Genomic DNA, 21,252 nt, shown 5'->3' on the forward strand with positions numbered 1-21,252 from the left:
GATAAGCGCCGATGAACTTTCGCCTGGTTTGTAAATTTTTGTCGATCGTCGCGTTGCTGATCGGCATCACGATGGTATTTAGCCTGCCGTGGGCTTTTCCTGCGCTAGGACATCGTACGTCCGAAGCGGCGACCGGTTTTGAAACGGCCGGTTTTCAAGCGTTGGTCGTCTCGATTGGCGCATGCTTCGTTTCGTGGGCGAGTCTCTCGTACTATGGTCGAACCGCCAAGGGAGAGCTTTTTCGTAAAGAAGCGATGGCTATCGTCGGTCTTAGTTGGATCCTTGCGACCGCCTTGGGAGGTTTGCCGTTTGTCTTGAGCGGCGCTGCACGCGGTTTGTCAGTTCGCTTGTTTGATGATCCAGCGCATCCGCCGCAGGTTTTCAACGAAAATGTCGCTCGCATTACCCCGCTGCAATATCGACTAGCGACGATCTTGATCGATGCGCATGCAGTGGGAGTCTCGCGAGAAGAATTAATCTTGGCCGACGAGGGGGAAGAGTTAATCACCGCGTTTGACCAACTGAAGGCGCTGCCTGCGTGGACCGACGCGTTGATCGCGCCCGAAGCAGAGCCGGCGCCGCGCGATCGGTTTGATCACTACCGAATCCGCCCGATCAAGATGAACGTGGCCGACGCCTTGTTTGAATCGCAATCTGGATTTAGCACGACCGGCGCAACGGTGATCGCCAACTTGGAAGATCCTGTGCTCGTGCCGCATTGCATCTTGTTTTGGCGCAGCAGCACGCACTTACTAGGCGGGCTGGGAATCATTGTGTTGTTTGTGGTGGTGCTGGGGCAAGGGTCGGCCGGCAAGGCGCTAATGCACAACGAAATGCCAGGCCCATCCAAAGAAGGCGCCCACTCGCGCATGCAGCAGACGGCCTGGTATTTTACGGCGATTTATCTTGCGCTAAATGCCGTGCTGACCGCCATCTTGTGGTTGCTGGGGATGACTTTTTTCGACGCGTTATGTCATGCGTTTGGGACGATGGCGACCGGCGGATTTAGTACGTTCAATGACAGCTTGGGACATTTCTACAAGGCCGATCCGACCACCGGATTTTGGATCGAATACGTCGTGTTGGTGTTCATGATATTGGCCGGCATGAACTTTATGCTGCTTTACTTTCTGGTCGTGCGACGGAAGGTAATCGCTTTGTGGAGGGATGTGGAGTGGCGCACCTATATGGCGGTTCTGGCGATCGCTACGGTGTTGGTGATCGCCTTTGGGATGAGCTACGGCGATTTTAAAAGTCAGCCTGACCAATCGGTTTGGGGCGAAGCGTCCGATGCCCTGCGTTGCGGTTCGTTTCAGGTCGTTTCGATCATGACGACGACTGGGTTCGCCACGCATGACTTTGACGGTTGGAACAGCTTTGGCCGCGGCGTTCTCTTTTTGCTGATGTTTGTTGGCGGTTGCGCCGGCAGCACCGGCGGCGGATTGAAAGTGATTCGTCACATTTTGTTTCACAAGATTTTGTATCTGCAAATTGAAAAAGCGTATCATCCAAGCGTCATCCGGCCGCTACGACTCGGCGGCAAGCCAGTCGACGACAATGATCTGCAACAAAACATTTTGGTCTATTTCGGGCTGATCTTGGTGCTGTTTGTCTTTAGCTGGATGGCGATCATCACGTTGGAGCCTGACTCGACCTGGGGAACGTCGCAGGTTCATATCGAACATAAGCTGATCGACAGCGCGACCAGCGTGGCCGCGACGCTAAACAACATTGGTCCCGGCTTAGGTGTGATCGGCGCAACGCAGAATTACTCGAACTTCACCTGGTGGACAAAGCTGCTGTTCGTCTGGCTGATGATGTTGGGTCGTCTGGAGATCTTTGCGGTGGTGGTTCTGTTCATTCCTAGCTTCTGGCGCTCTCGGTAGGTCACGATGATTCGCTGCGCTGCGGTTCAGTTTCAGCATCTCGCCGGTGACAAAGCGGCGAATCTGGCCCAGCTTGAGCATTGGTGTCGCCGCGCGGCCGAAGCCGGCGTGCAATTGATCGTCTTTCCAGAGATGTGCATTACAGGGTATTGGCACGTCCGCCATCTCGATCGAGATGCGATTGCAGCGCTTGCCGAACCTGTTCCGGCGGGACCATCCACGCAAACGCTGGTAGCGCTGGCGAGTCGCTATCAGTTGATCGTCGGCGGCGGTCTGATAGAGCAGGCCGACGATCGCCAGCTTTACAACACGTATGTCGTTGCTCAGCCGGATGGAGCGGTGCAGCGCCATCGCAAGTTGCACTGTTTTATCAGTCCGCACATGAGCAGCGGAGATCAGTTCACCGTGTTTGAGACGCAACTTGGCGTCAAGCTGGGGATCTTGATTTGTTGGGATAACAACCTGACCGAGAACGCCAGAATCACGGCGCTGCAAGGCGCCGACATCTTGTTGGCGCCACATCAAACCGGCGGCACGGCCTCGCGTAGTCCGCATGCGATGGGAAAGATTGATCCGCAGCTTTGGCATGACCGTCAGCAAAATCCAGCGGCCCTCCAAGCCGAGACCAACGGTCCCAAAGGTCGTGAATGGTTGTTGCGTTGGCTACCGTCACGCGCCCATGATAACGGCATGTTCATCTTGTTTAGCAACGGCGTTGGTCTGGACGATGACGAAGTCCGCACCGGCAACGCAATGATCCTGGATTGTTATGGACGAATCTTGGCTGAGCAATTTGACCCCATCGACGCGATGGTGATGGCCGACGTCGATCTTGACCTCCTAGAGAACTGTACGGGACGACGCTGGATTCGGGGCAGAAGGCCAGCATTGTATCAGCCGCTGACTGCCGCATCAGGCAAAGAGCTTGATCCGCGAGCCGCAAGATTCTCGACGCGCTCAACGCGCGAGTAGCCAAAACCGCTGCAACGAAAACCGCTACAGCGCCACCAACCGTTCTGCAAAGATCAAACCGCCCACTACCGCCGCGCCGATCGAAGTGACCAGCACTGCGCCGCTGGCGATGTCCAACGCGTTACGGAGATTCTCGTTTTCGCGGTGGTCGATCGCTTTGGCGAGCCACTCAATCGCCGTGTTAAACAGTTCGGCCGATAGTACTAGCGCGATGCAAAGCAGCAGCAGCGACCAGCGCAGGATGTCGACCGCTAGGTAGGCGGCCAGTGCGATCACCAGTCCCGCGACGATCAAGTGCACAACAAAGCTGGACTGGGCCTGCACGCCGATATAAATGCCGCGAAACGCATCACGAAACTTGGCGATCCAACTGCGTGGCGCCGGCTGAAACGGGGGAGGGGTCATCGGCGGCGTTCTCCAAGCGTAGGTTTTAGGCTAACTACGCTATTCTAGTCCGAACGCGCCGACCGGCGGGATGGGCTCTCCGGCGATCTTGCTAAAGCGTCCCCTCGCAAAGAATCGCGGCTCGAAGCTGATGCCGATACCGGTAACGGCGCGACTCGGATCGACGTTGACGTTGAACGTGAAGAGACTCGATTCGCCGATCCGCGTCAGCGAGACATTTTGTCCCAGGTTGCCGGCGCTTTCAAAGTCGTACGACGTGCCGACTGCGGCGATCCACTTGTCTGTCATCCGATATTGGAAGGACGCATTCAAAATGTTGGCCAGTACCGGCGAACGCATCATTGTGTAGCCGATGTATAAACTGCCGACCTGGGGGCGGCTCATTTGAGCGCCCACGCTGGCCATCTGTAACCCGTTGTCAAAGAAGTCCCAGTCGCCATCGGAAACGATGGAGAACCGATCTCCGATTTGCCAATTGAAGTCGTAGTTGACCAGCCCGACCGACTGGCCAAAGTTATCACGGCTAGCGTCCGGAAAGACTGACGCGCCAACATCAAATCGGATCCAGTCGATGATGCGTTCGCCGCCAGGGGCGCCGCGTTTGGTTTGCCAGGTTTGACGCAGTTCTACCCGCGCCACTTGCAGGTCTTCGGCGACTTCGGCCGAGGGGGACGTCACCGAGTTTTGTAAGCCGTAACGAATCGCATAGTAACGCTCGTCCACCGTCACAGGCAGCGGTACATTGTTTGGCAAGCCAAAGGTGTTGACTTTGAAGCGGCGAGCGAATTGCTCCTGAGCGTCATCATCAAGATTGTCATAAAGGGGGAAACGCTCAATGTTTTGGCTTGAGTCGGCATAGAATGCGTCTCCATATAACGTAACTTTGTGCGCCAGCCCATTAAGGTTCCACAACTGACTTTGCACGGCGCGATCGGCCGACCACATCATCAATGAGCCGCGAACGCCCAATTGGCCATAGCCGCGCAGGACGTCTTGATCGTTGATGTCTTGATGCCAATAGCCGACTTGTCCCAGCACATACGGGGTGATCTTGGTCGGCCCCACATCGAGCGGCAGTTCGAGCGATTGCGTTGTGAAGGCGCGAATACCTTCCGAATCGGTTTCATAGGGGAACAGCGAGAACTTCGCCAAGTCGACAGGATTGGTCGGCGCGGCGGCCGGCAGCAGATGCAAATAGCCGATCGACGAATGCGCGTTCCAAGTCAATTTGTCAAACAACAACGACTCGCCGATGATCGTATGATCCAATTGCGGAATCGACTCGGTCTGCATGAAGAAGTCATTGACGCGCGAAGCGCCCGACAACGTAAAGCTTTGATTCTCGTACAGCTTTTCAATGCGGAAACCGGTCGAAGCGTCCTTGTCGGTGTCCCACTCGCGTTCGTAGTACGACTCCAGGAAGTTGCGATCGCTGATGTAGCCCAGTTCGCCAAAAAAGCGGAAGTCGCCGCGGAAGGTTTGGCGGTGACGGCCGATGATCTTACCGCGGTTATCGGTTTCAAGCGGAACCACACGGCGATCGGCGCCTAAGTTGTCGGTCCCTCCGTCTCGAATTCCCCATGCGTCCAAGTAACCGGTCGCCGGCGTTTGCATAAAGGGAAAGTAGGTGCCGTTGAAATCAAACCGGGTGCCGACGCCAAACCCGCGCTCGCTGAGATAGTCGAGCGAAGTATTCCAATCGGTACCTTCCCAGGGGTCTTTGATCCCGAAGATTTCGTAGTTGTCCCACTCCGTGAAAATCTGCGTACCAAAGACGCTGTCGTTGCGCACCCTGATATTGTTCAAATAGGTGGTGGGGCTTTCTCCATTGGCTGCTAGGGTCGGCCAGTAGAAGACGGGGTAGCCTCCCATGTAGACAAAGTTATTTCGCGCGGTGACTCGCTTCTCATGGCTGATTAGCGGCTCTGCGGTAATTGGATCAAACTGCATCTCACCGGTAATCGGGTTGATCACTTCGCGCTGCTCATCGACAAATTCGATTTCGTTTGACTGCAACCAATAGCTAGGGACGCCCAGCCGACTGGTTGTGATGGATGCGCCGTACGCTTGATAACGACTTTTGTCGATGCGCTGCAGAACGTCGGCTTTGAGTCGCACGAGACCCTCATAGCCTGGCGCTGGGGTCAGCAGTTCGGCGCTGAGGACGACGCCGCTTTCGAGGCCTGCGTTGTAGTACATCCGATCGGCGAAGACGACTTGTTCCCCCTGACGGAAGACGATGTTTCCTTCGACATAAAGTTCGACGTCGGGATTTTCTTTGGATTCGCCGGTCGAGGCCAGTCCGCCAATCCCTTTCTTCGACCAGACGACCACACGGTCGGCGAGAATGCTGACCGAACCGACTTGATCGATTCCATCAATCAAAACATTGACGCCGGAGTCGAACATCAAAATCGATTCGCCGGTGATCGGGTCGGTCTCTTGCCCCCGCGATTGAAATCCGGTCGCGTAACGATTGTTGATGGTGATCCGTTTGGCTCGGGGAGTTGGGACCGCATTGGCCGGCATCGCCGCGACGCCGGGCGCTTGATATTGAATCTGCATGATCGGCTGCGGCTGACCGATCTTGGTCATATCGCCTCCTTCACGCTGGATCGCCATGCCGCGCTGATAAACAGCCGGGGTCACGGCTCCTTGCGCTGCGGATTGGGGCTGCGGCAGCGTGATCCCTTGATTGGTGGCTAATTCGCCGAGCCAAGTTGGGCCGTTAAACTCGCTACCGGTCAGGCGATTGCCGTACGTAACGGTCACCTTGCCTTCGAGATAGACCTTCATCTTGTGAGGCGCCATGCGGAAGGGCTGGGAGTAGTCGATCCACAGCACCGCGTCTTGCGAGCGGGTGATCGACTCACCTTGTTGGATCTGACAATTGCCCGAGAGGATCCAGACTTCCAGATTCCCTTGTTGCGTCACCTGGGCCGAGTCAGACGACACGATGATCGGATAGGCCTGACTCGGTTCGGGAAACGCAATTTCGGCGCGTGCGATGCGCGCAACGTCAGCGACGCTGATGCTGAAACACCAAACGACGATAGCCGTTAGTACATAACGTACCAGCGGATTGACCAGATAGTGACGCGTCGGGGGGGACAGCGTTCCGGCTTCCTTGCCTTACAGGGAGTGACGCTAACCGCACGTTGCGCGCGGTCAGGCCGAGGGTTTTGCGGGGCGGATTATAGGAAGCGATCGGATTGGGAGCAAGGCAGTTTCGCGGCGAACTATTTTGGCTAAGCCGCGATGCGATAGAGATTTGCGACGAGTCGCTAAAAGCCCAGCTAGCTGGGGTCTGTTTCGGCTGCTTTTTGCCGAGAAACCAGCCGTTGCAGCCCCACTGTCGCCAGCAAGCAGATCACCGGTACAACCGGCGCTCGCATCCGAATATTGCTCCAAAAGAAAGCATGCACCAGCGTAAAACTGATTGCTAGCATGACTCCCCAAACCCAGGGTGGAGTCCACAATTTTCGGCCGATCACCGCCATGCCGACGATCGCCAGTGTAAATTCCACCAAGTAAAACGCGCCGACGGCATACCGGGCCAATTGCCGCGATGTCGATTCGTTGGCAGACAAGGCATGCGGCGCCAACCGCCAAAAACGACCGATTCGGACCAGCGTTGACCAGGCAAACATTCCAGGCTGCTCACGGATGGTCTGCTTGGCTTCGGCATACGCAGCTTGGTCGCGTTCTAGCTCATTGATTGAAGTAGGCCGTTTGGGATGTGCTTGATTGAAACGGACATGCAACTGTTCGCTATCCCAGACCGGCTGATCGCTCCCGCGGAGAAAATCATAGAATTCGCGGTTGTTCCCCCATAGCAGCGTATATCCGCCGTGCGTCGTTCCTAGCACGATGTTGTGATCAAAGACCAAATAGTTGCGCGCGACCCACGGCGCCAGCAAAAAGGCGCTGATCATGGCGACGGTCACGGCGGCTGCGATTCCCCGATATTGGCGGTAATAGGCGATCGGCAGCGTCACGGTGCACATCGCTAGCCAGACCAAAAAGGTTGGCCGCGAGTAGACCGCCAGCATGATCGCTCCGGCGACGTTGATGGCTTGGACGCTCATGTTCCGCTTGTACTGCTCTGCGTCGGCCAGCAGCGTCTTGCTCAGTAGCGTCAGCGCCAACAGAGCCGCCGCCGCCAACAGGGTTCCCAGCGTTTCGGTCATCACGACCATCGCTTGATTCAGCAACACGGGATCGATCGCAGTCAGCATCGCCGCGAGCCAGGCCCAGCGGCGATATCCCATTTCGACCGCCCAGGCGTAGACCAAGGCCACGGTCAGAAGTCCCATTAATAGGTGAAGAGCCGCGACCTCGGCTGGGGTGATCTGACCTGAAGGCGAGCTAATCGCCAGCAGCAGCGGGTAAAGCGCCGGTCGATATGCGGTCGGTTCGGCCGGATCTTCTAGCGTAAACGAGTGCTTTTCGATCAGATGAATCGCCAACAGGCGATAACTGTCGGGATCGTCAGCCAAACGCCCCAGAGAGACATAGCCGACCGCTCCGCGCACAAGCAATGCGGCCAGCAAGACCCAAAGAAAGCGTCGGTCGGCGAACAGGCGATAATCTGGGGGGGAGTTTGGTTCCATTCGGCCATTGTAGCATCGAGGCTCGCACCAGACGCGGCTAGACGCTTACAATATCAGCAGGTTCCTTCTACCCCCAGGAAATGCCTGTGCTCGCTCGATTGATTGAATTGCTGGTTCGGTTTCGTGTTTCCACGTTGATCCTGGGCGTTTGCCTCCTGGGGGTTTCGCTGGTCATTGGGCAATCGCTCCATTTTGACCGCTCGATTGATAATATGTTCGCCCCCGGCGATCCGCTGCTGGCCCCCTATCTAAAGCTAAAAGAAATTTTTGGCGGCAACGAAGTGATTCTGGCTGTCTATCCTGATTCGCAACTGTTTGACGAAGATGGAGTTGGCATCGATCGACTGATTACGATGCGCACAAAGATCACAGCGCTGGAAGGAGTCCGCGACGTCCTCTCGATCGACCGACCGATCGGCCGCGAGATCGTCAATCCTGACAACAATCGCGCGCTGAAGCTCCGCGACACCTTTGCGGGGCTGACGCACAATGCAGCAGGTGACATTGCGGCGCTGGTCTGTATTTTGATTCCAGAATCAGAAACCGACGCCGCACGCACCGACGTGATTGATCAAATTCGTGAGATTGTCGCTACGCAGCCCGGCGGCATGATTACAGGCGAACCAGTGATGGTGGTCGATGGATTTCGCTATGTCGAAGAAGATGGGGCGCGGCTTGGTTGGGCGACGTCGTTGTTACTGGGGCTAGTGATCCTGATTGCATTCCGCAGTATTCGCTGGGTGATCGCGGCGATCGCGGTCGTGCAACTGACGCTTTGGCTGACGCAGTCGGCGCTGGCGATCTCTGGTTTTCAGCTGAGTATGGTCAGTTCGATGCTGACGGCGATTGTCACGGTGATCGGTGTCGCGACGGTGACGCATGTACTGATTCGATTTCGCGAGTTCCGCGCGGCCGGACTTGAAGCCGAGCCATCGCTGATCGAAACCGGCAAGCTGCTGGCTGCTCCGATCTTTTGGGCTTGCGCGACTGACGCTGTCGGCTTTAGCGCCTTGATGATCACTCAGGTTGGCCCGGTGCATGACTTTGGCGTCATGATGGCGGTCGGCGCAATGATGGTGATTGTTAGCGTTTGCCTGCTGGTGCCGGGCATTATTTTGATCGGCAACTTTGGGGGCGATGCTGGCCGGATCTGGGGGGAAGGAAAACTGGACTGGGGTCTCGACCTGACAATGCACTGGGTTGAACGGCATCCGACGTTGATCACTCTGTTTTCAGTCCTGATGTTAGCTGCGGCGATCGTTGGTTCGCTTCGACTGAAAGTCGAGAGCGACTTCACCAAGAATTTTCGTGAAGGAGCGCCGATCGTCGTCGCCTATGACTATGTCGAAGACAATCTAGGAGGTGCAGGCGTGTGGGACATCATGCTGCCGGCCCCGGAGACGCTCGACTGGACGTATGTCAGCAAAGTGCATGAGCTTGAAACTAAGTTGCGCGAAGAGGCGCCGGAGTTGACCCAGACGCTGAGTCTGGCTGATGCGATCATGGCTGGCTCACCATTGGATCTGCAATCGATGCGATTTGACTTTCTCCGCAACCGCGCGATCAAGATGGGAATGGGGATGTTTCAAGAAGAAATGCCTGGGATTTTGGCGGCGCTGCATGCAGAAGATCCCGATCATCCGGGACAATACTGGTTTCGCATCATGCTGCTATCGCATGAACGTCGCGACGCGAGTGACAAAAAAGAACTGATCGCCAAAGTGCATCAGATCGCCAGCGAGTTTCAATATCCAGAAGCGGCCGTGAACGATTCAGATGCAGAAATCATCGTCGAGTCGCCAGCGCAAACGTCGCAAGTGACCGGCTTCTTTGTATTGCTTACCTTTTTGATTGATAGCTTGATCGCCGATCAATGGCGCGCCTTCCTGCTGGCGATCGGCGGCATCACGATCATGATGCTGGTAGCGCTGCGCGACTTGCGTTACGCGCTGTTGGCCTTGGTTCCCAACGTCTTGCCGGTGTTGGTCGTGACCGGCTGCATTGGATTGTTTGGCGTAAAGATCAACATGGGCGCCGCAATGATCGCCGCCGTCTCGCTGGGCTTGTCGGTTGACTCGTCGCTGCACTACATCATCGGCTTTCAGCGGGCGCTGGCCAAAGGGGAGAGCGTTTCGGCAGCGCTAAAAGAAGTGCAGCAAAGCGTCGGCCGCGCGCTGATTTTCGCCACCATCGCCCTGATCCTGGGCTTTAGCGTCCTTTGCTTTAGCAACTTCATCCCCACCGTCTACTTTGGCGTGCTGGTCAGTCTGACAATGCTGGGGGGACTGTTTGGAAATTTGATCTTGTTGCCGTTGTTGTTGCGGTGGACGACTTGGGATCAGCCGGTGCAGCCAGGATAACCGCTGTAACCTGGCGAAGTGGTTAACCGCATCGCTTGACACATTTGGTCGTGTGATTAGCGTGAAAGTTGGCGAGCGAACGATCGCTCGCTGTTTCACTTCCGCTAGAAAGAGCTCCCCTGATGCGTACTCTCGTACTTCTATCCGCCGCTTGCTTGTTGACGATGCTGAGTTTCGTACCGGCCTCGGTCGCATCGCAGCATGACCCGCAGGTAAACGACGCTTCGACCCAAGTCGCCGCTCGCTATTATTATCGCGCTCGCCGCGGCAGCATCTTTCGCCGCTAGGCGATGCCCTGGCTGCTATTGTTTATAGGGCCACTTCAAATCGCAACCCAATCGCCAAGGAGTCGCGGCCGTCGAGACCGCCTGGATTGGCGATGTACTGGAGATCGGGCTGCAGCAAAATCGCGTCTGTCATCTGATAGAGATAGTAAAGTTCGATGACGGTCTCTTGCGTGTATCCTTCGGTAACGTGCAGAGTTTCACCCCACTGTGCTCGAGCGTAGCCGAGTGCGATGTAGTCGTCGTCTCGACCGGGGAGCAGTCCTTTGTAGTTCAAGCCGCAGCCGTAGTAGCGATTGACTTCGGTGTGCTGTTCTGGCGCCCAGCCAAACTGGAAGAAAGCGCCCAACCCTTGGTCATTGTCTGGATCATCTCCTTCGCGGTAGATCAACTGGTCAAACGCCATGTAGAAGCCGTGGTTGCCGGCATGCGTTTCGCCGCTGCCGTTAAACACTTCAAAATCTCCGGAATGATGCCAGACGCCAAAGCGATAGACGCCGGTCAATTGTTCGTCTGCGCCAAAACGGGGTTGGATGGCGGCTTCAAAAATTGAGAAGAGGCCATAGGTTCCGAGTTCGTTGAATCCCCATGTCCCGACCCGCGGCGCTCCATCAAAGACGCCTGCTTTAAGCACAACATCGTCTTCCCAGTTGTAGAAAACCGAGATCCCCATGCCGGGCGCTGGAAATGAGGGGAGTGGGATTGTAGGGATAAAGCCGAATGATGAACCAATAAAGTCGCCTGCCAAATCCAGACAGCAAAAGTCGGCGTTCGCGTCTTGCTTGCCGATCTTCATCCAAAGCTGGCCATCATCGCCAAACTCTTGCAGCCACCAGTATTCGCTGACCTGCGTAAACTGCTCATAGGGGGTCGGGTCGATATTACTGAGCACCTGAAAATCGCCGATGTAGTCGTTTGTCAGGCTTTTGCCATGGTTGGTCTGGCCATATAAGAAGAAGGTTCCTCCTTCAATACCGGCGATGGTATCCATATCAAAACTGAAGACCATGTCCATGTTGCCACGGTATTTGGTCGCGCCTCGCGTTGAGATGCCGCCGCGTGCGTTGTTAAAGACTTCGCCGGTGTAGACATACTCTGCGCTGATTCCGCCTTGGGGGCCGTAGACGTGCCATGATTCGTCAAAGATTGTTGCGCCCCAAGATTCTTCTTCACGTCCGACATACTCTTGATGCGGAGGAGGATGGACAGCAGGCGATGAAGGTGCAGGATCGGAATTGGGGTCAGGATAGCCTTGAAAGCGCGCCGCTTCTAACTCGGCATGTAGGAACCAGATTAAGATTAGCGCACAAAAATTTCGTTTACCTAAGCAATTCATCCGTTCGTCCTGCCCCCAGGTTTCCTACCAATCTGTTCCGTTACATCGGCAGTCACTTTTTGATTTGGATAAACGGGATCCCGCAAGCGCGATTAAACCGATTGTAGAGCAGAAAGTTAAATTTTCTGCGGTAAATAGCAACGATTAAGAGGGTTGAAGATCGTCCTTTCCCGCTGATTCGGTGGTAGTGTTTCCCAGCAAATTTACTACTGAGCAGAATAACGATTTCACTTTGAAGTGTTCGGGGCAAACGACATGACGTTCAATACTCGAGACCGAGTTGGTCTGCTGAGCTGGTTCAATTCTCGAGTCGCCGCCAAACTTGGTGCAGGCTTCTTCGTCATGGGTTTTATGGTGGTCGTCTCTGCGGCCTCGACTGGATACATCATCTATCGATTCGACCAGTCGATTGATTTTCTTACTCAGCGTGCATGGCGCGCCGCCGATGGTGCAATGGAGGGAGTGATCGGCGTGCGATCCCAGATGTTGGCGGTCGAGAATATTCGCCAAGGGGTGCAGGTTGAAGAGAACCTGGCGAACCTAGAATCGGCACGTCAAATGGCCGACGCATCCTTTGAGGAAGTCTTTGACACCAAGTTGATTCCCGCGGATCAGTTTGTGATGTTGCGAGATCGACTGGGTGAGTACGATCAGTCGCTGAAAAAGTTGATCTCTGTCTATGACGAGATGGATAAGGCTCGCGCCGCATATCGCGGTCACTCAGAATTGTTCGTCAACGTGAGCGAACTGGTGGAAGCGCTGGGTGACGCTTCGGTTGAAGAAATGGAAGCAAATCCCGATAAAGCGTTTACTTGGAACGGCGAGATCCGTCAGAAATGGGAAGCGGCCGACGGCGGTATGGAGTCATCCATTGGCTTTTTGACGCAACTGTACTATCTCGAACAGATGGCCGCAGGACGCGATATTCTCCAGACGCGCGGCGAATTGGCCGATGCACGCCTTTTCCATGAAGAGGCGATGAACGGCATGTTGGCGACCGGACGGTTTGACGCTCCGTTTACTTCCCAGGAATACCCACAGTTTGACGGCAAGTCCTACGCCCAGGTCTATCGTGCGTTATACGCCGAACAAGTACGTATTACAGACATCTACCTGGATCAATTTATTCAGTACTTGGCTGCTGGCGAAGTTTACCAGAGTTGTGCCGGAAAACTGCTTGCCGAAATCGACTTGCTTGAAACGGAAGCGGATTCTGCAGTCGAGCAAACCATTGTGCGCGTTGCAGCCGATCGGAATTTCGCTTCGTCCTTGATCCTAGGCGTCACTTTGGTCTCGCTCGCGATCGCCATCTTCTTTGGTGTTGTTTGTACCCGAGCAATCGCCCGGCCGCTGCGCCGCACGGTCGAGATGATTCAAGATATCGCCCAGGGAGAAGGTGATCTCACGAAACGTCTGACCGTATCGGGGTCAGACGAGATTGCCCAGTTGGCCTATTGGTTCAATCAGTTTGTCGACAAATTGCAACAGATGATTCAGCGGATCGCCAATAACGCGGTGTCGATTGGCAACGCCGCAGGAGAGCTTGACGCCGCGTCGAACTCGCTGATACAGGGCGCCGAAAAGACGAAGATCGAATCAAATTCGGTAAGCAGTTCTTCTACAGAAATGTTGACGAACATGCGAAACGTGTCAGACTCGACTTCGCAAGTTTCAAGTAATATGCGAACCATCGCCTCATCGATTCAAGAGATGACCGCGACGATCAACGAGATTGCTCGCAACTCGGAACGAGCCGCCGCGAACATGAATCGCACCTCCAAACTCGCATCGTCCAGCAACGAGAAGATTAACGCTTTGGGCGCTGCGGCTAACGATATTGGCGGAGTCATTCAAGAGATTGAAGAGATCGCCGAACAAACCAACTTGCTGGCCTTGAACGCGACCATCGAAGCCGCTCGGGCCGGAGACGCCGGGAAAGGCTTCGCCGTCGTCGCGACCGAAGTCAAAGAACTTGCTCGCCAGACTACTGGAGCTATCGAAAGTATTCGCGGTCGCATAGTGAACATTCAGGAATCGTCCAGCGAAGCGCTCGAGGCGATTTCGGAGATGAACACCATGATTGGCGAAGCGAACAGCGTCACCTCGACAATCGCCTCGGCGGTCGAAGAGCAGAACATCGCGACACGAAGTATCGCCGAGAACGTCACCACGGCGTCCAACACGACCGATTCTGTCGCGAGAACGATCGAAAGCTCGTGCCTCCAAAGTGAGAAGATCACCAGCGGTATCCACGAGGTCGATTCGATCGCACAAAGCACCGTCGCCGGGGCAGAGCAAAACCGCGCTACCGGAACCGCCATGGCTCAGTTGTCCAAAGAATTGCAGTCGCTGGTCAGACAATTCCGGGTGTAAACCGTTCGGCGGGCGATCATCCCGTTGCCGTCGCCCGGCGCTGCTTCTATTCTGGAGGGATACCTGATTCTCTCCGCTAGAAGCTTTGCACTCTCCTATGAAAATCGCCTATCTCGACTGTCCCAGCGGTATTGCTGGCGACATGACCTTGGCCGCTATGATCGATGCCGGCGTTCCCCTGCAACTGCTGCAAGAGGGGATCGCCTCGATGGGTTTGCCAGGGGTTCGCCTGGCGGTGGAAGAAGTCAAGCGTCATGGATTTCGGGCGTTGCATCTGACGGTCGAGCATGAGCCAGAGCATGCGCATCGGCACTTGCACCATATCGATGCGATGATCGAAGCAGGCCAGTTGTCGGCCGCCCAAAAGGAATTGGCCAAGCGGATCTTTTTGAAGGTGGGTGAGGCCGAAGCGAAGGTTCACGGTTCGACCTTGCAAAAGGTCCACTTTCATGAAGTTGGCGCGATTGACTCGATCGCCGATATCGTGGGCGCCGCGATCGGTTGGGATTATTTGGGAGTCGATCGAATTGTTTGTTCCCCAGTGCCGACCGGAACCGGCTACATCGAAATCGCTCATGGGCGCTGCAGCGTGCCGGCGCCGGCGACAGCCGAGATCTTGAAAGGGATTCCACTAGCCCACTCGGATGTTCCCTTTGAGCTGACCACGCCAACCGGCGCCGCGATTGTCGCAACCGTAGTCGATCAGTTTGGTCCGTTGCCGGCGATGCAGATCGATCGGATCGGCTATGGCGCCGGTACCCGCGAGCTGAAGTCGCAGGCCAATATTGTCCGTTTGATCTTAGGGGAAACGGCCGATCCGCTTGATAGTGATCAGGTGTGGGTGGTTGAAACGAATCTGGATGATGTCTCAGGTGAAGTCATTGGCCACGCGTCGAATCTGCTGTTAGAGAAAGGGGCGCTCGACGTTTATAGCACGTCGATCCAGATGAAGAAGAATCGCCCCGGAGTGCAATTGACGGTGCTTTGCGACGCGTCCGACCTGACAAAGATGGAGCGGATTCTCTTTCGCGAGACGGGCACTTTGGGGGTGCGGCGGTTTCCGGTCAGCCGTCACAAGCTGGTGCGTCGCGAACATGCGGTCGAGACTCCGTTTGGATTGGTGGCCGGCAAATTGGCTTGGATTGAAGGGGGGCCCGCCAGCTTTTCGCCTGAATTTGAGGCCTGTCGCGTGCTGGCGAAACAGCACGACAAGCCGCTGCGGGAGATTTATGACGCCGCCCAAGCTGCATTCGACCCAAATTCACTTTGAGCCAAACGGCGAATCAACGTAAGATACAGCGAGACTTTTCCCCGACTCGCCGTTTCTTTTGCGCATAGGCGACCTTCCAATGGATTGGATTCGCGATCAACTGCCGTATCTTGCGTTCTTTGGCGGTCTGACTTTATTGACCTGGGTGATGCTCCGTCGCGTCTGGATGCGACAGCGCAAGAGCAAGAAAGATACGTCCAACGAGCCGTTGGTGCGTGTCCCTTTTACGAATGATCGCCCTTTCTCGATGAGCGGTGGCCCCAATGACTTGCAACGATGGCAAGCCGAAATGTTGACCATCACGCGACAGTTTCAAGCTGAACTCAATACAAAGATCCACTACCTGCAGCAAGCCATGGCGCTGGCTCAGCAAGATGCCGAGCGCTTGCAAGCGTTGCTTGACGCTGGCCGACGACAAGGAACCGCGGTCAGCAGTCCGGCGCTCGATCCGTTGCTGCAAGCGTTGGGGGACGCCGCAAGGTTTAACGCGGATGCGGCGCCTAACTTTGGCGTGGTGACCGAAACCTTGTGCGACGCCAGCAAAAAGCACGAGTTGTATCAGCTCTCTGACAATGGCAAGTCGGTCGCAGAGATCGCCGCCGCGATGGAGATGGATCCACTCGCGGTCGAAATGGTGTTAAGCTTGCGCGGTTAGCGATCGCTTTCTTGATTCTGCTACCACGCAGCGTCGTGCGGCAACTCCGTTTCGCGGAGACGTTGCTCATGCAATGCATACGCGACGGTGTGCAACAGTTCTTCGCGGTTGAGCGGTTTCGTGAGAAACTCAGAACAACCCGCTTCCAAGCACTTTTCTCGGTCTCCTTCCATCGCATTGGCCGTCACTGCAATGATCGGACCGGTAAAGCCCTGGAGCCGCATGAGATTGGCGGCGGTATATCCGTCCATGATCGGCATCTGCATATCTAGCAAGATCACATCGGGCCTTTCCGTGGCGGCAAATCGCACCGCCGCTTTGCCATCCTCGGCAGAGCAGATCTCAGAGCCAGCGCGATCCAGCACAACCGAGATGAAGCGTCGGTTCGCCTCCGCGTCATCGACAACCAACACTCGCACTCCCTGCAAGGAGGGGAGCTTGAGTTCTTTCACCAAGCATGCCGGCGACTCTTCCACCAGGCTGGTCGCTGGGGTCGTCTTGTCGAGCGAACCGCCAGCGTCGACCGCAATGGTAAACGTGCTCCCTTGTCCCTGCGTGCTTTCGACTTTCAGTGAGCCGCCGAGCAATTCCGCGAGGTTCTTGCTGATCGTTAAGCCCAAGCCGGTGCCTCCAAAGTGACGCGTTACGGAGGAATCCGCTTGCGAAAACGGCTGGAAGATAATTTCTAGTTTGTCAGGAGGAATCCCGATCCCCGTGTCGGAAACTTCAAAAATCAGCTGAGCGCCGCCTGCATTTTCCTCCAGCCGAGCGACGACCTGGATCTGGCCGACTTTGGTGAATTTGATCGCGTTGCCGACGATGTTAAACAGCAATTGCTTCAACTGCGGACCATTGGTCAACAGTTGCGAGGGAACCTGAGAATCCCAGCGAGCAGTTAGTCGAAGGTTATTCTCCTGTGCTTTCGGCAGTAAGAGGGCGACAACTTCGTCCAAGATTTTCGCGGGAGAGCAAGGGAACCGCTCGACCGACATCTGTCCTGATTCGATCTTTGACAGATCGAGGATTTCGTTGACCAGTCGGAGCAAGTGCTGGCCGCTGCTACGAACGGTTTCTAGGTATTCCTGGCGTTCCTGTTTGGTCGACAGTTCGTCGCATATCAGCAGTTCGGTAAAGCCGATGATACCGTTCAGGGGAGTCCGGATCTCGTGGCTCATATTCGCCAAAAACTGACTCTTCGCGTGATTGGCCGACTCGGCGGACTCCATCGCGGCGATCAAGTCTTCGGTGCGACGAACTTGTTCGGTAATGTCGATTTGGGTTGCGATAAAGTTGCTGAGACGCGCTTCCTGATCGAAGACCGGTTCGATCTCCAGGGCGATCCAATAGGGCTCCCCCGATTTTTTGTAGTTCAACAGATCGGCTGAAACTTGCTCTTGTTTCTGCAGCGCACGACGAACTTTTTCGACCACCTCCTGATTGGTCTTTGGACCCTGCAGTAGATCTCCCGGTTTACGCCCGATCGCTTCCGCAGCGCTGTAGCCGGTAAGTTGGGTGAACGCATTGTTGACCCATTCGGTCTCTCCGGCTGGATTGGTGATCACAACTGAGTGACGCGTACTGCTGGCGACCAGCGAGAGCTTTTTAACGGCGGCATGGTATTCGGTCAGTTCGGTTTGGTCTATGCAAACGCCGACCAGCTTTCTCGATTTGCCATCATCACTAGACAGCACTTTGCCGTGCGACTGGATGGAGCGAATCGTTCCATTCGCCAACAGAATTCGATAGTTGACGGAGTAGTTTGAGTTTCGAAGCGCGCAGTCAGTGATCGCCGCTCGCAACTGGTCTCGATCATCTTCGTGTAATAAATTGAGAAACGAGTCGAGCGTGACGACGTCAGGGACCGTCTGAATTTCGTGCATCTGCTTGGCCCGTTCATCCGCTTCAAACAGATCGTCTTCGATCTGCCATTCCCACACGCCGATATTGCCAGCTGCCAGCGCGCAGTCGAGACGATCGTTGGCCGTTTTCAATTTCTGTCCTAATAGCGCCATCGACGGCAGCTTCAACAACTCAGGCAGCAAGCGAATCAGCACTAGCACCGTCACGCACGAAATGGTCGCTGTCACCGCTTTGATCAAGCCCGAAAACCGATAGACCGGCCACCAAAATATGCCCGCTTCAATCAGGTGCCCAAAACCGCACGCGAGAATAAACGCGGCGAACAGCCAGATGATTTTAGGGAAGGGAAGATCTGGACGGCTGCGCAAGCAGAACAGCAGCACCAGCGGAATGGCGAAATAGGCGCCGAAGATAGCGACATCGGAAATTACGTGCAGCCAACCGGTCTCGAGCGTCCAACCGCCGCAATACCAACGGGCTGGATAGTCATGGGTGTCAAACAGCTTGCTAAAGAAGCCGGTGAACGAATCGGCCTTAAATTCACGCACCTCTGCGGCGGTTTCTCCGCCGTGCGTTTCGCAGTCTTGCCCGATGCAACATGTTGGCGACTTCGGCTCTGCCGATAGTGAAGTCCCGACAGTCGTCGATCCGAGGATCGCGAGAATCGTCAGTAAGATGGCACGGGTCAAAAATAGCATACCAAGTGCATGTAGCGGCTGGCGGAACTTCGGATACGACTACGAAACTCATAAATCTACGTCGCTGTTCGCAAGGCAGGCGACCAATTTCATGGGAAAACGAAGCGGCGATGGGAGAGCGGGTTTCGAGAGCAAAGCGTTGTGCTGAGAGAGCGATTGCCGCGGCTGAATAATCCATGCAATCGTGATGACTCTCCTCTCTGCAGAGTGGGGAGAGAAACGGCCCGGCGCTGTTGGTCTGTCAGCAGGTACGGCAAACCGCCGGAGAAATTAGCGGCGTGTTGTCCTTAAATGGCGGATTCACGCGATCGTTCGCGGCGGTAAGTAAACCGTAAATTCGTTCAGCCGCTGGAGCAGCACGCTATGGGGAGACTGCTGCTCCAAGTCGCTAACCAACTTCATACGCGACAACAGACCAAACGATGCATGGACCACGCGGCCGGGATGGACTTCCAACTGCTTGTGCCAAACCTGGTAGCGTCCTAGCCGGCCATCCCGGCGATAATAAAATCCAATCAACGGGTGAGTCAGTGTAACCAGAGCCGTTTCAAGGTCAGGAAACCCCGGCAGTTCCAGCACCGCGCTGTTGTCACTGATTAGTTCGACGCTGGCCGGCGCCCAATCTGATTGAGTTGTCATTTGATAGCGCGCATATCGCTGCGTCGCTGCTTGATAGTCGCAATCAAAGCGAATTTTGCCGCGTTGCCACGGCATATTCCATAAGATACGCGGCACAAAGATCGACCACGAATCGAGGCTAGTTCCCAAAAACCAGACGCACTTTTCGCCGCTCTCGGTATCAATCACATAGATACGATAGTTGGTTTGCCCCATGGTGAAGCGAGGAAAAGGATAAACGGCCGAGGTAAATACTTTGTCCGCAAATGGAACGACCGAGAGTAGCCCGCACGGCTGACCATTGACCTCGATCGCATCCAATGCAAATCGCGGATGAATCAGCCCCGTGAAACGATCGAGTGGGACGGCGTAGGTAATGATCGAAAAATGTTCAAGCGTACAAAGTGCATCGATCCCATGCGGTCGAGGGCGAGCATGCAAAAAGTCGACCATCGCCAGTTGCGGTTGCTGCGTCATTGGGGAGTGGGGCGAATGATTTTCGGTAATAGACATGAGTCGCATTCCTTTCTCTGATAACCGCTGAGTTGAGCGTGGACATAACTTTAGACTGCGGACTGGACTGCGGCGTTTTTTGCGTGGATGGATTCTTCGTAGCCCGAAGTCGCGAGTTTTGAAAATGCCCAATTTGGCATTCGTGAAGAATGGAACGCGGATGCCATGGAAAGCAGAGAGAGAAAACACGGTAAGAAAGCAGCGCTGAGATTGAAAAATGACTTCCATTCGGTCAACTGCCGAAGCAATTCAGCATGGGAAGCTTAACGCCTAGTGGATCTGCTTTCTTGCCTTGATTTATCCGTGTCCCCCGTGTTCGATTTCTTACGGTCCTGCCAAATATCGCAACTTCAAAACTTGGGAGCGAGAGAGATGCGTTGGCAAGTAAATGACAATTGTCGAAATCCGAAAGTCGAAGGAATGACCAAGCACGAATACCAAATATCGTCGCTGGTGATTCTCTTTGGGTTAGGCGTTGGCATCCGACATTGGCCTCCCCGCTGGGACAGGACAGGGGTCGAAATTTTATTTTCCCGGTCCAATGACGTTAACTCCCCATGCGCGCACCTTAAGCGCCAGGCCAATTTGCCGTCCATCCAGCTCAAAATCCAGCCAGCGCAGCAGTCAACCACTGCAACCTCTGCCGAAGTTGCCAACCTACAACGATAAAGCACCACAATACTGAAGCCAGCAGGTCACGCTGAAATGTGTGAATAGATAATAACAAAAGACTGAGACTTCGTCAAGGTGCAATCTTCGCCAACGCACTCTGCCTGACCAAGGCCCAGAGCGGCCGATCGTCGCGTAGCGCTCTGAGGGCTACGCAATGATCTCTCGGTTCCAATAGATAAAGTCGGTCGCTGCCGGTTCGCCCCCCAAGATTTTGATCAACATGGCGACTTGACCGCGGTGATAGCAAGAATGGCTGAAGAGTTGGGTGATAACGTCGTCAATCCGGCTGCGGCAGGGGCCGGCGTCGCTGCTTTCATATTCAAAATATTCGCCGAGTTCAGCGTCATCCGCGAGACTACCGAGATAGCCTTCCCACAGCTGATGCGAAGCGGCCAGTTCGCCGGCCAAAGTTTCTAGCGTCCAGTCGTCGGGAAAGAAGGTGGTGTGCAGCTCCAACGCACGGCCGAAGCGGACCATCCACTTGTGACGGGCCACCGCCAGGTGAGCCATGATGCGGATCGCTTTTTTAAATTCTGGCTCGTCGTGCTTTTCGGCTGGAATCGCAGCCAGCGACTCCAGAGTTTTGGCATGAGCGTCTTGTTCGTACTGGAGCCAGCGAATCGCTTGATCGATCAAGATGCGCGACATGAGACGTTCGTTTCTGTAGAGGATTTAACGATAGATTTCGGTAGACAGTATAGAGGACGCTAGGTTCGCCAAGTGAATCGACCCGCGAA

14 protein-coding genes are annotated in these 21,252 nt (G+C 55.2%); 7 read left to right on the forward strand and 7 right to left on the reverse strand.

What is annotated here, in order from left to right; all coding sequences use genetic code 11:
- The first annotated feature begins 11 nt into the window (after window positions 1–11).
- Together SH421x_RS01770 and SH421x_RS01775 are read left to right on the forward strand one after the other, a co-directional pair.
- The gene (locus SH421x_RS01770) at window positions 12–1,886 is read left to right on the forward strand and encodes a TrkH family potassium uptake protein (protein WP_488853591.1); all 1,875 of its coding nucleotides are present in this window, start codon (window positions 12–14) and stop codon (window positions 1,884–1,886) included.
- A gap of 6 nt (window positions 1,887–1,892) precedes the next feature.
- Window positions 1,893–2,858 (forward strand): nitrilase family protein, encoded by a 966-nt coding sequence (locus SH421x_RS01775; RefSeq protein ID WP_488853592.1) that lies wholly within the window; start codon window positions 1,893–1,895, stop codon window positions 2,856–2,858.
- Window positions 2,859–2,882: 24 nt separating this feature from the next.
- Here SH421x_RS01775 and SH421x_RS01780 read toward each other — a convergent pair whose 3' ends face one another.
- From SH421x_RS01780 to SH421x_RS01790, 3 genes are all read right to left on the reverse strand, one after another.
- On the reverse strand, window positions 2,883–3,263 hold the full coding sequence (locus SH421x_RS01780; RefSeq protein ID WP_488853593.1) for a diacylglycerol kinase: 381 nt from the start codon (window positions 3,261–3,263) through the stop codon (window positions 2,883–2,885).
- A gap of 39 nt (window positions 3,264–3,302) precedes the next feature.
- Window positions 3,303–6,218, reverse strand: coding sequence for an LPS-assembly protein LptD (locus SH421x_RS01785; protein ID WP_488853594.1), 2,916 nt, complete (start codon window positions 6,216–6,218; stop codon window positions 3,303–3,305).
- Window positions 6,219–6,559: 341 nt separating this feature from the next.
- Window positions 6,560–7,876 carry a hypothetical protein gene (locus SH421x_RS01790; RefSeq protein WP_488853595.1) on the reverse strand — a complete coding sequence of 439 codons (1,317 nt, stop codon included), beginning with the start codon at window positions 7,874–7,876 and terminating at the stop codon, window positions 6,560–6,562.
- An 86-nt stretch (window positions 7,877–7,962) separates the two neighbouring features.
- Here SH421x_RS01790 and SH421x_RS01795 point away from each other — a divergent pair, with 86 nt between their 5' ends.
- Both SH421x_RS01795 and SH421x_RS01800 read left to right on the forward strand, forming a co-directional pair.
- Window positions 7,963–10,236 carry an efflux RND transporter permease subunit gene (locus tag SH421x_RS01795; RefSeq protein ID WP_488853596.1) on the forward strand — a complete coding sequence of 758 codons (2,274 nt, stop codon included), beginning with the start codon at window positions 7,963–7,965 and terminating at the stop codon, window positions 10,234–10,236.
- Between the two features lie 122 nt (window positions 10,237–10,358).
- Window positions 10,359–10,523, forward strand: a complete 165-nt coding sequence (locus SH421x_RS01800) for a hypothetical protein (RefSeq protein ID WP_488853597.1) — start codon at window positions 10,359–10,361, stop codon at window positions 10,521–10,523.
- 22 nt (window positions 10,524–10,545) lie between these two features.
- Here the strand turns inward: SH421x_RS01800 and SH421x_RS01805 are convergent, their stop codons facing one another.
- Window positions 10,546–11,856: a carbohydrate porin gene (locus tag SH421x_RS01805; protein WP_488853598.1), complete on the reverse strand. Its 1,311-nt coding sequence runs from the start codon at window positions 11,854–11,856 to the stop codon at window positions 10,546–10,548.
- A 255-nt stretch (window positions 11,857–12,111) separates the two neighbouring features.
- On the opposite strand from SH421x_RS01805, the gene SH421x_RS01810 reads away from it, so the two are divergent.
- From SH421x_RS01810 to SH421x_RS01820, 3 genes are all read left to right on the forward strand, one after another.
- The gene (locus SH421x_RS01810) at window positions 12,112–14,229 is read left to right on the forward strand and encodes a methyl-accepting chemotaxis protein (RefSeq protein ID WP_488853599.1); all 2,118 of its coding nucleotides are present in this window, start codon (window positions 12,112–12,114) and stop codon (window positions 14,227–14,229) included.
- 97 nt (window positions 14,230–14,326) lie between these two features.
- Window positions 14,327–15,499 (forward strand): nickel pincer cofactor biosynthesis protein LarC, encoded by a 1,173-nt coding sequence (larC, locus tag SH421x_RS01815; protein ID WP_488853600.1) that lies wholly within the window; start codon window positions 14,327–14,329, stop codon window positions 15,497–15,499.
- A gap of 79 nt (window positions 15,500–15,578) precedes the next feature.
- A complete protein-coding gene (locus SH421x_RS01820; RefSeq protein WP_488853601.1) occupies window positions 15,579–16,154 on the forward strand; it encodes a hypothetical protein in 576 nt (191 codons plus the stop codon).
- 20 nt (window positions 16,155–16,174) lie between these two features.
- Here the strand turns inward: SH421x_RS01820 and SH421x_RS01825 are convergent, their stop codons facing one another.
- The 3 genes from SH421x_RS01825 to SH421x_RS01835 all read right to left on the reverse strand — a co-directional run bounded on the left by SH421x_RS01825 (window position 16,175) and on the right by SH421x_RS01835 (window position 21,163).
- Entirely contained in the window at window positions 16,175–18,703 is a 2,529-nt protein-coding gene (locus SH421x_RS01825; protein ID WP_488853602.1) for an ATP-binding protein, read from the reverse strand.
- 309 nt (window positions 18,704–19,012) lie between these two features.
- Window positions 19,013–19,843 (reverse strand): DUF2071 domain-containing protein, encoded by an 831-nt coding sequence (locus SH421x_RS01830; protein ID WP_488853603.1) that lies wholly within the window; start codon window positions 19,841–19,843, stop codon window positions 19,013–19,015.
- Between the two features lie 819 nt (window positions 19,844–20,662).
- Complete coding sequence (locus tag SH421x_RS01835) at window positions 20,663–21,163, reverse strand: DinB family protein (protein ID WP_488853604.1); 501 nt, start codon at window positions 21,161–21,163, stop codon at window positions 20,663–20,665.
- Window positions 21,164–21,252 lie beyond the last annotated feature (89 nt).

It is taken from the genome of Blastopirellula sp. SH421 (assembly GCF_057808535.1).

Bases quoted from the DNA above. Each gene is read 5' to 3' on its own strand.
- SH421x_RS01830 (WP_488853603.1), bottom strand. From the start codon at position 19,843: ATGTCTATTACCGAAAATCATTCGCCCCACTCCCCAATGACGCAGCAA.
- SH421x_RS01805 (WP_488853598.1), bottom strand. From the start codon at position 11,856: ATGAATTGCTTAGGTAAACGAAATTTTTGTGCGCTAATCTTAATCTGG.
- SH421x_RS01835 (WP_488853604.1), bottom strand. From the start codon at position 21,163: ATGTCGCGCATCTTGATCGATCAAGCGATTCGCTGGCTCCAGTACGAA.
- SH421x_RS01780 (WP_488853593.1), bottom strand. From the start codon at position 3,263: ATGACCCCTCCCCCGTTTCAGCCGGCGCCACGCAGTTGGATCGCCAAG.
- SH421x_RS01770 (WP_488853591.1), top strand. From the start codon at position 12: ATGAACTTTCGCCTGGTTTGTAAATTTTTGTCGATCGTCGCGTTGCTG.
- SH421x_RS01810 (WP_488853599.1), top strand. From the start codon at position 12,112: ATGACGTTCAATACTCGAGACCGAGTTGGTCTGCTGAGCTGGTTCAAT.
- SH421x_RS01800 (WP_488853597.1), top strand. From the start codon at position 10,359: ATGCGTACTCTCGTACTTCTATCCGCCGCTTGCTTGTTGACGATGCTG.
- SH421x_RS01775 (WP_488853592.1), top strand. From the start codon at position 1,893: ATGATTCGCTGCGCTGCGGTTCAGTTTCAGCATCTCGCCGGTGACAAA.
- SH421x_RS01820 (WP_488853601.1), top strand. From the start codon at position 15,579: ATGGATTGGATTCGCGATCAACTGCCGTATCTTGCGTTCTTTGGCGGT.
- larC (WP_488853600.1), top strand. From the start codon at position 14,327: ATGAAAATCGCCTATCTCGACTGTCCCAGCGGTATTGCTGGCGACATG.
- SH421x_RS01790 (WP_488853595.1), bottom strand. From the start codon at position 7,876: ATGGAACCAAACTCCCCCCCAGATTATCGCCTGTTCGCCGACCGACGC.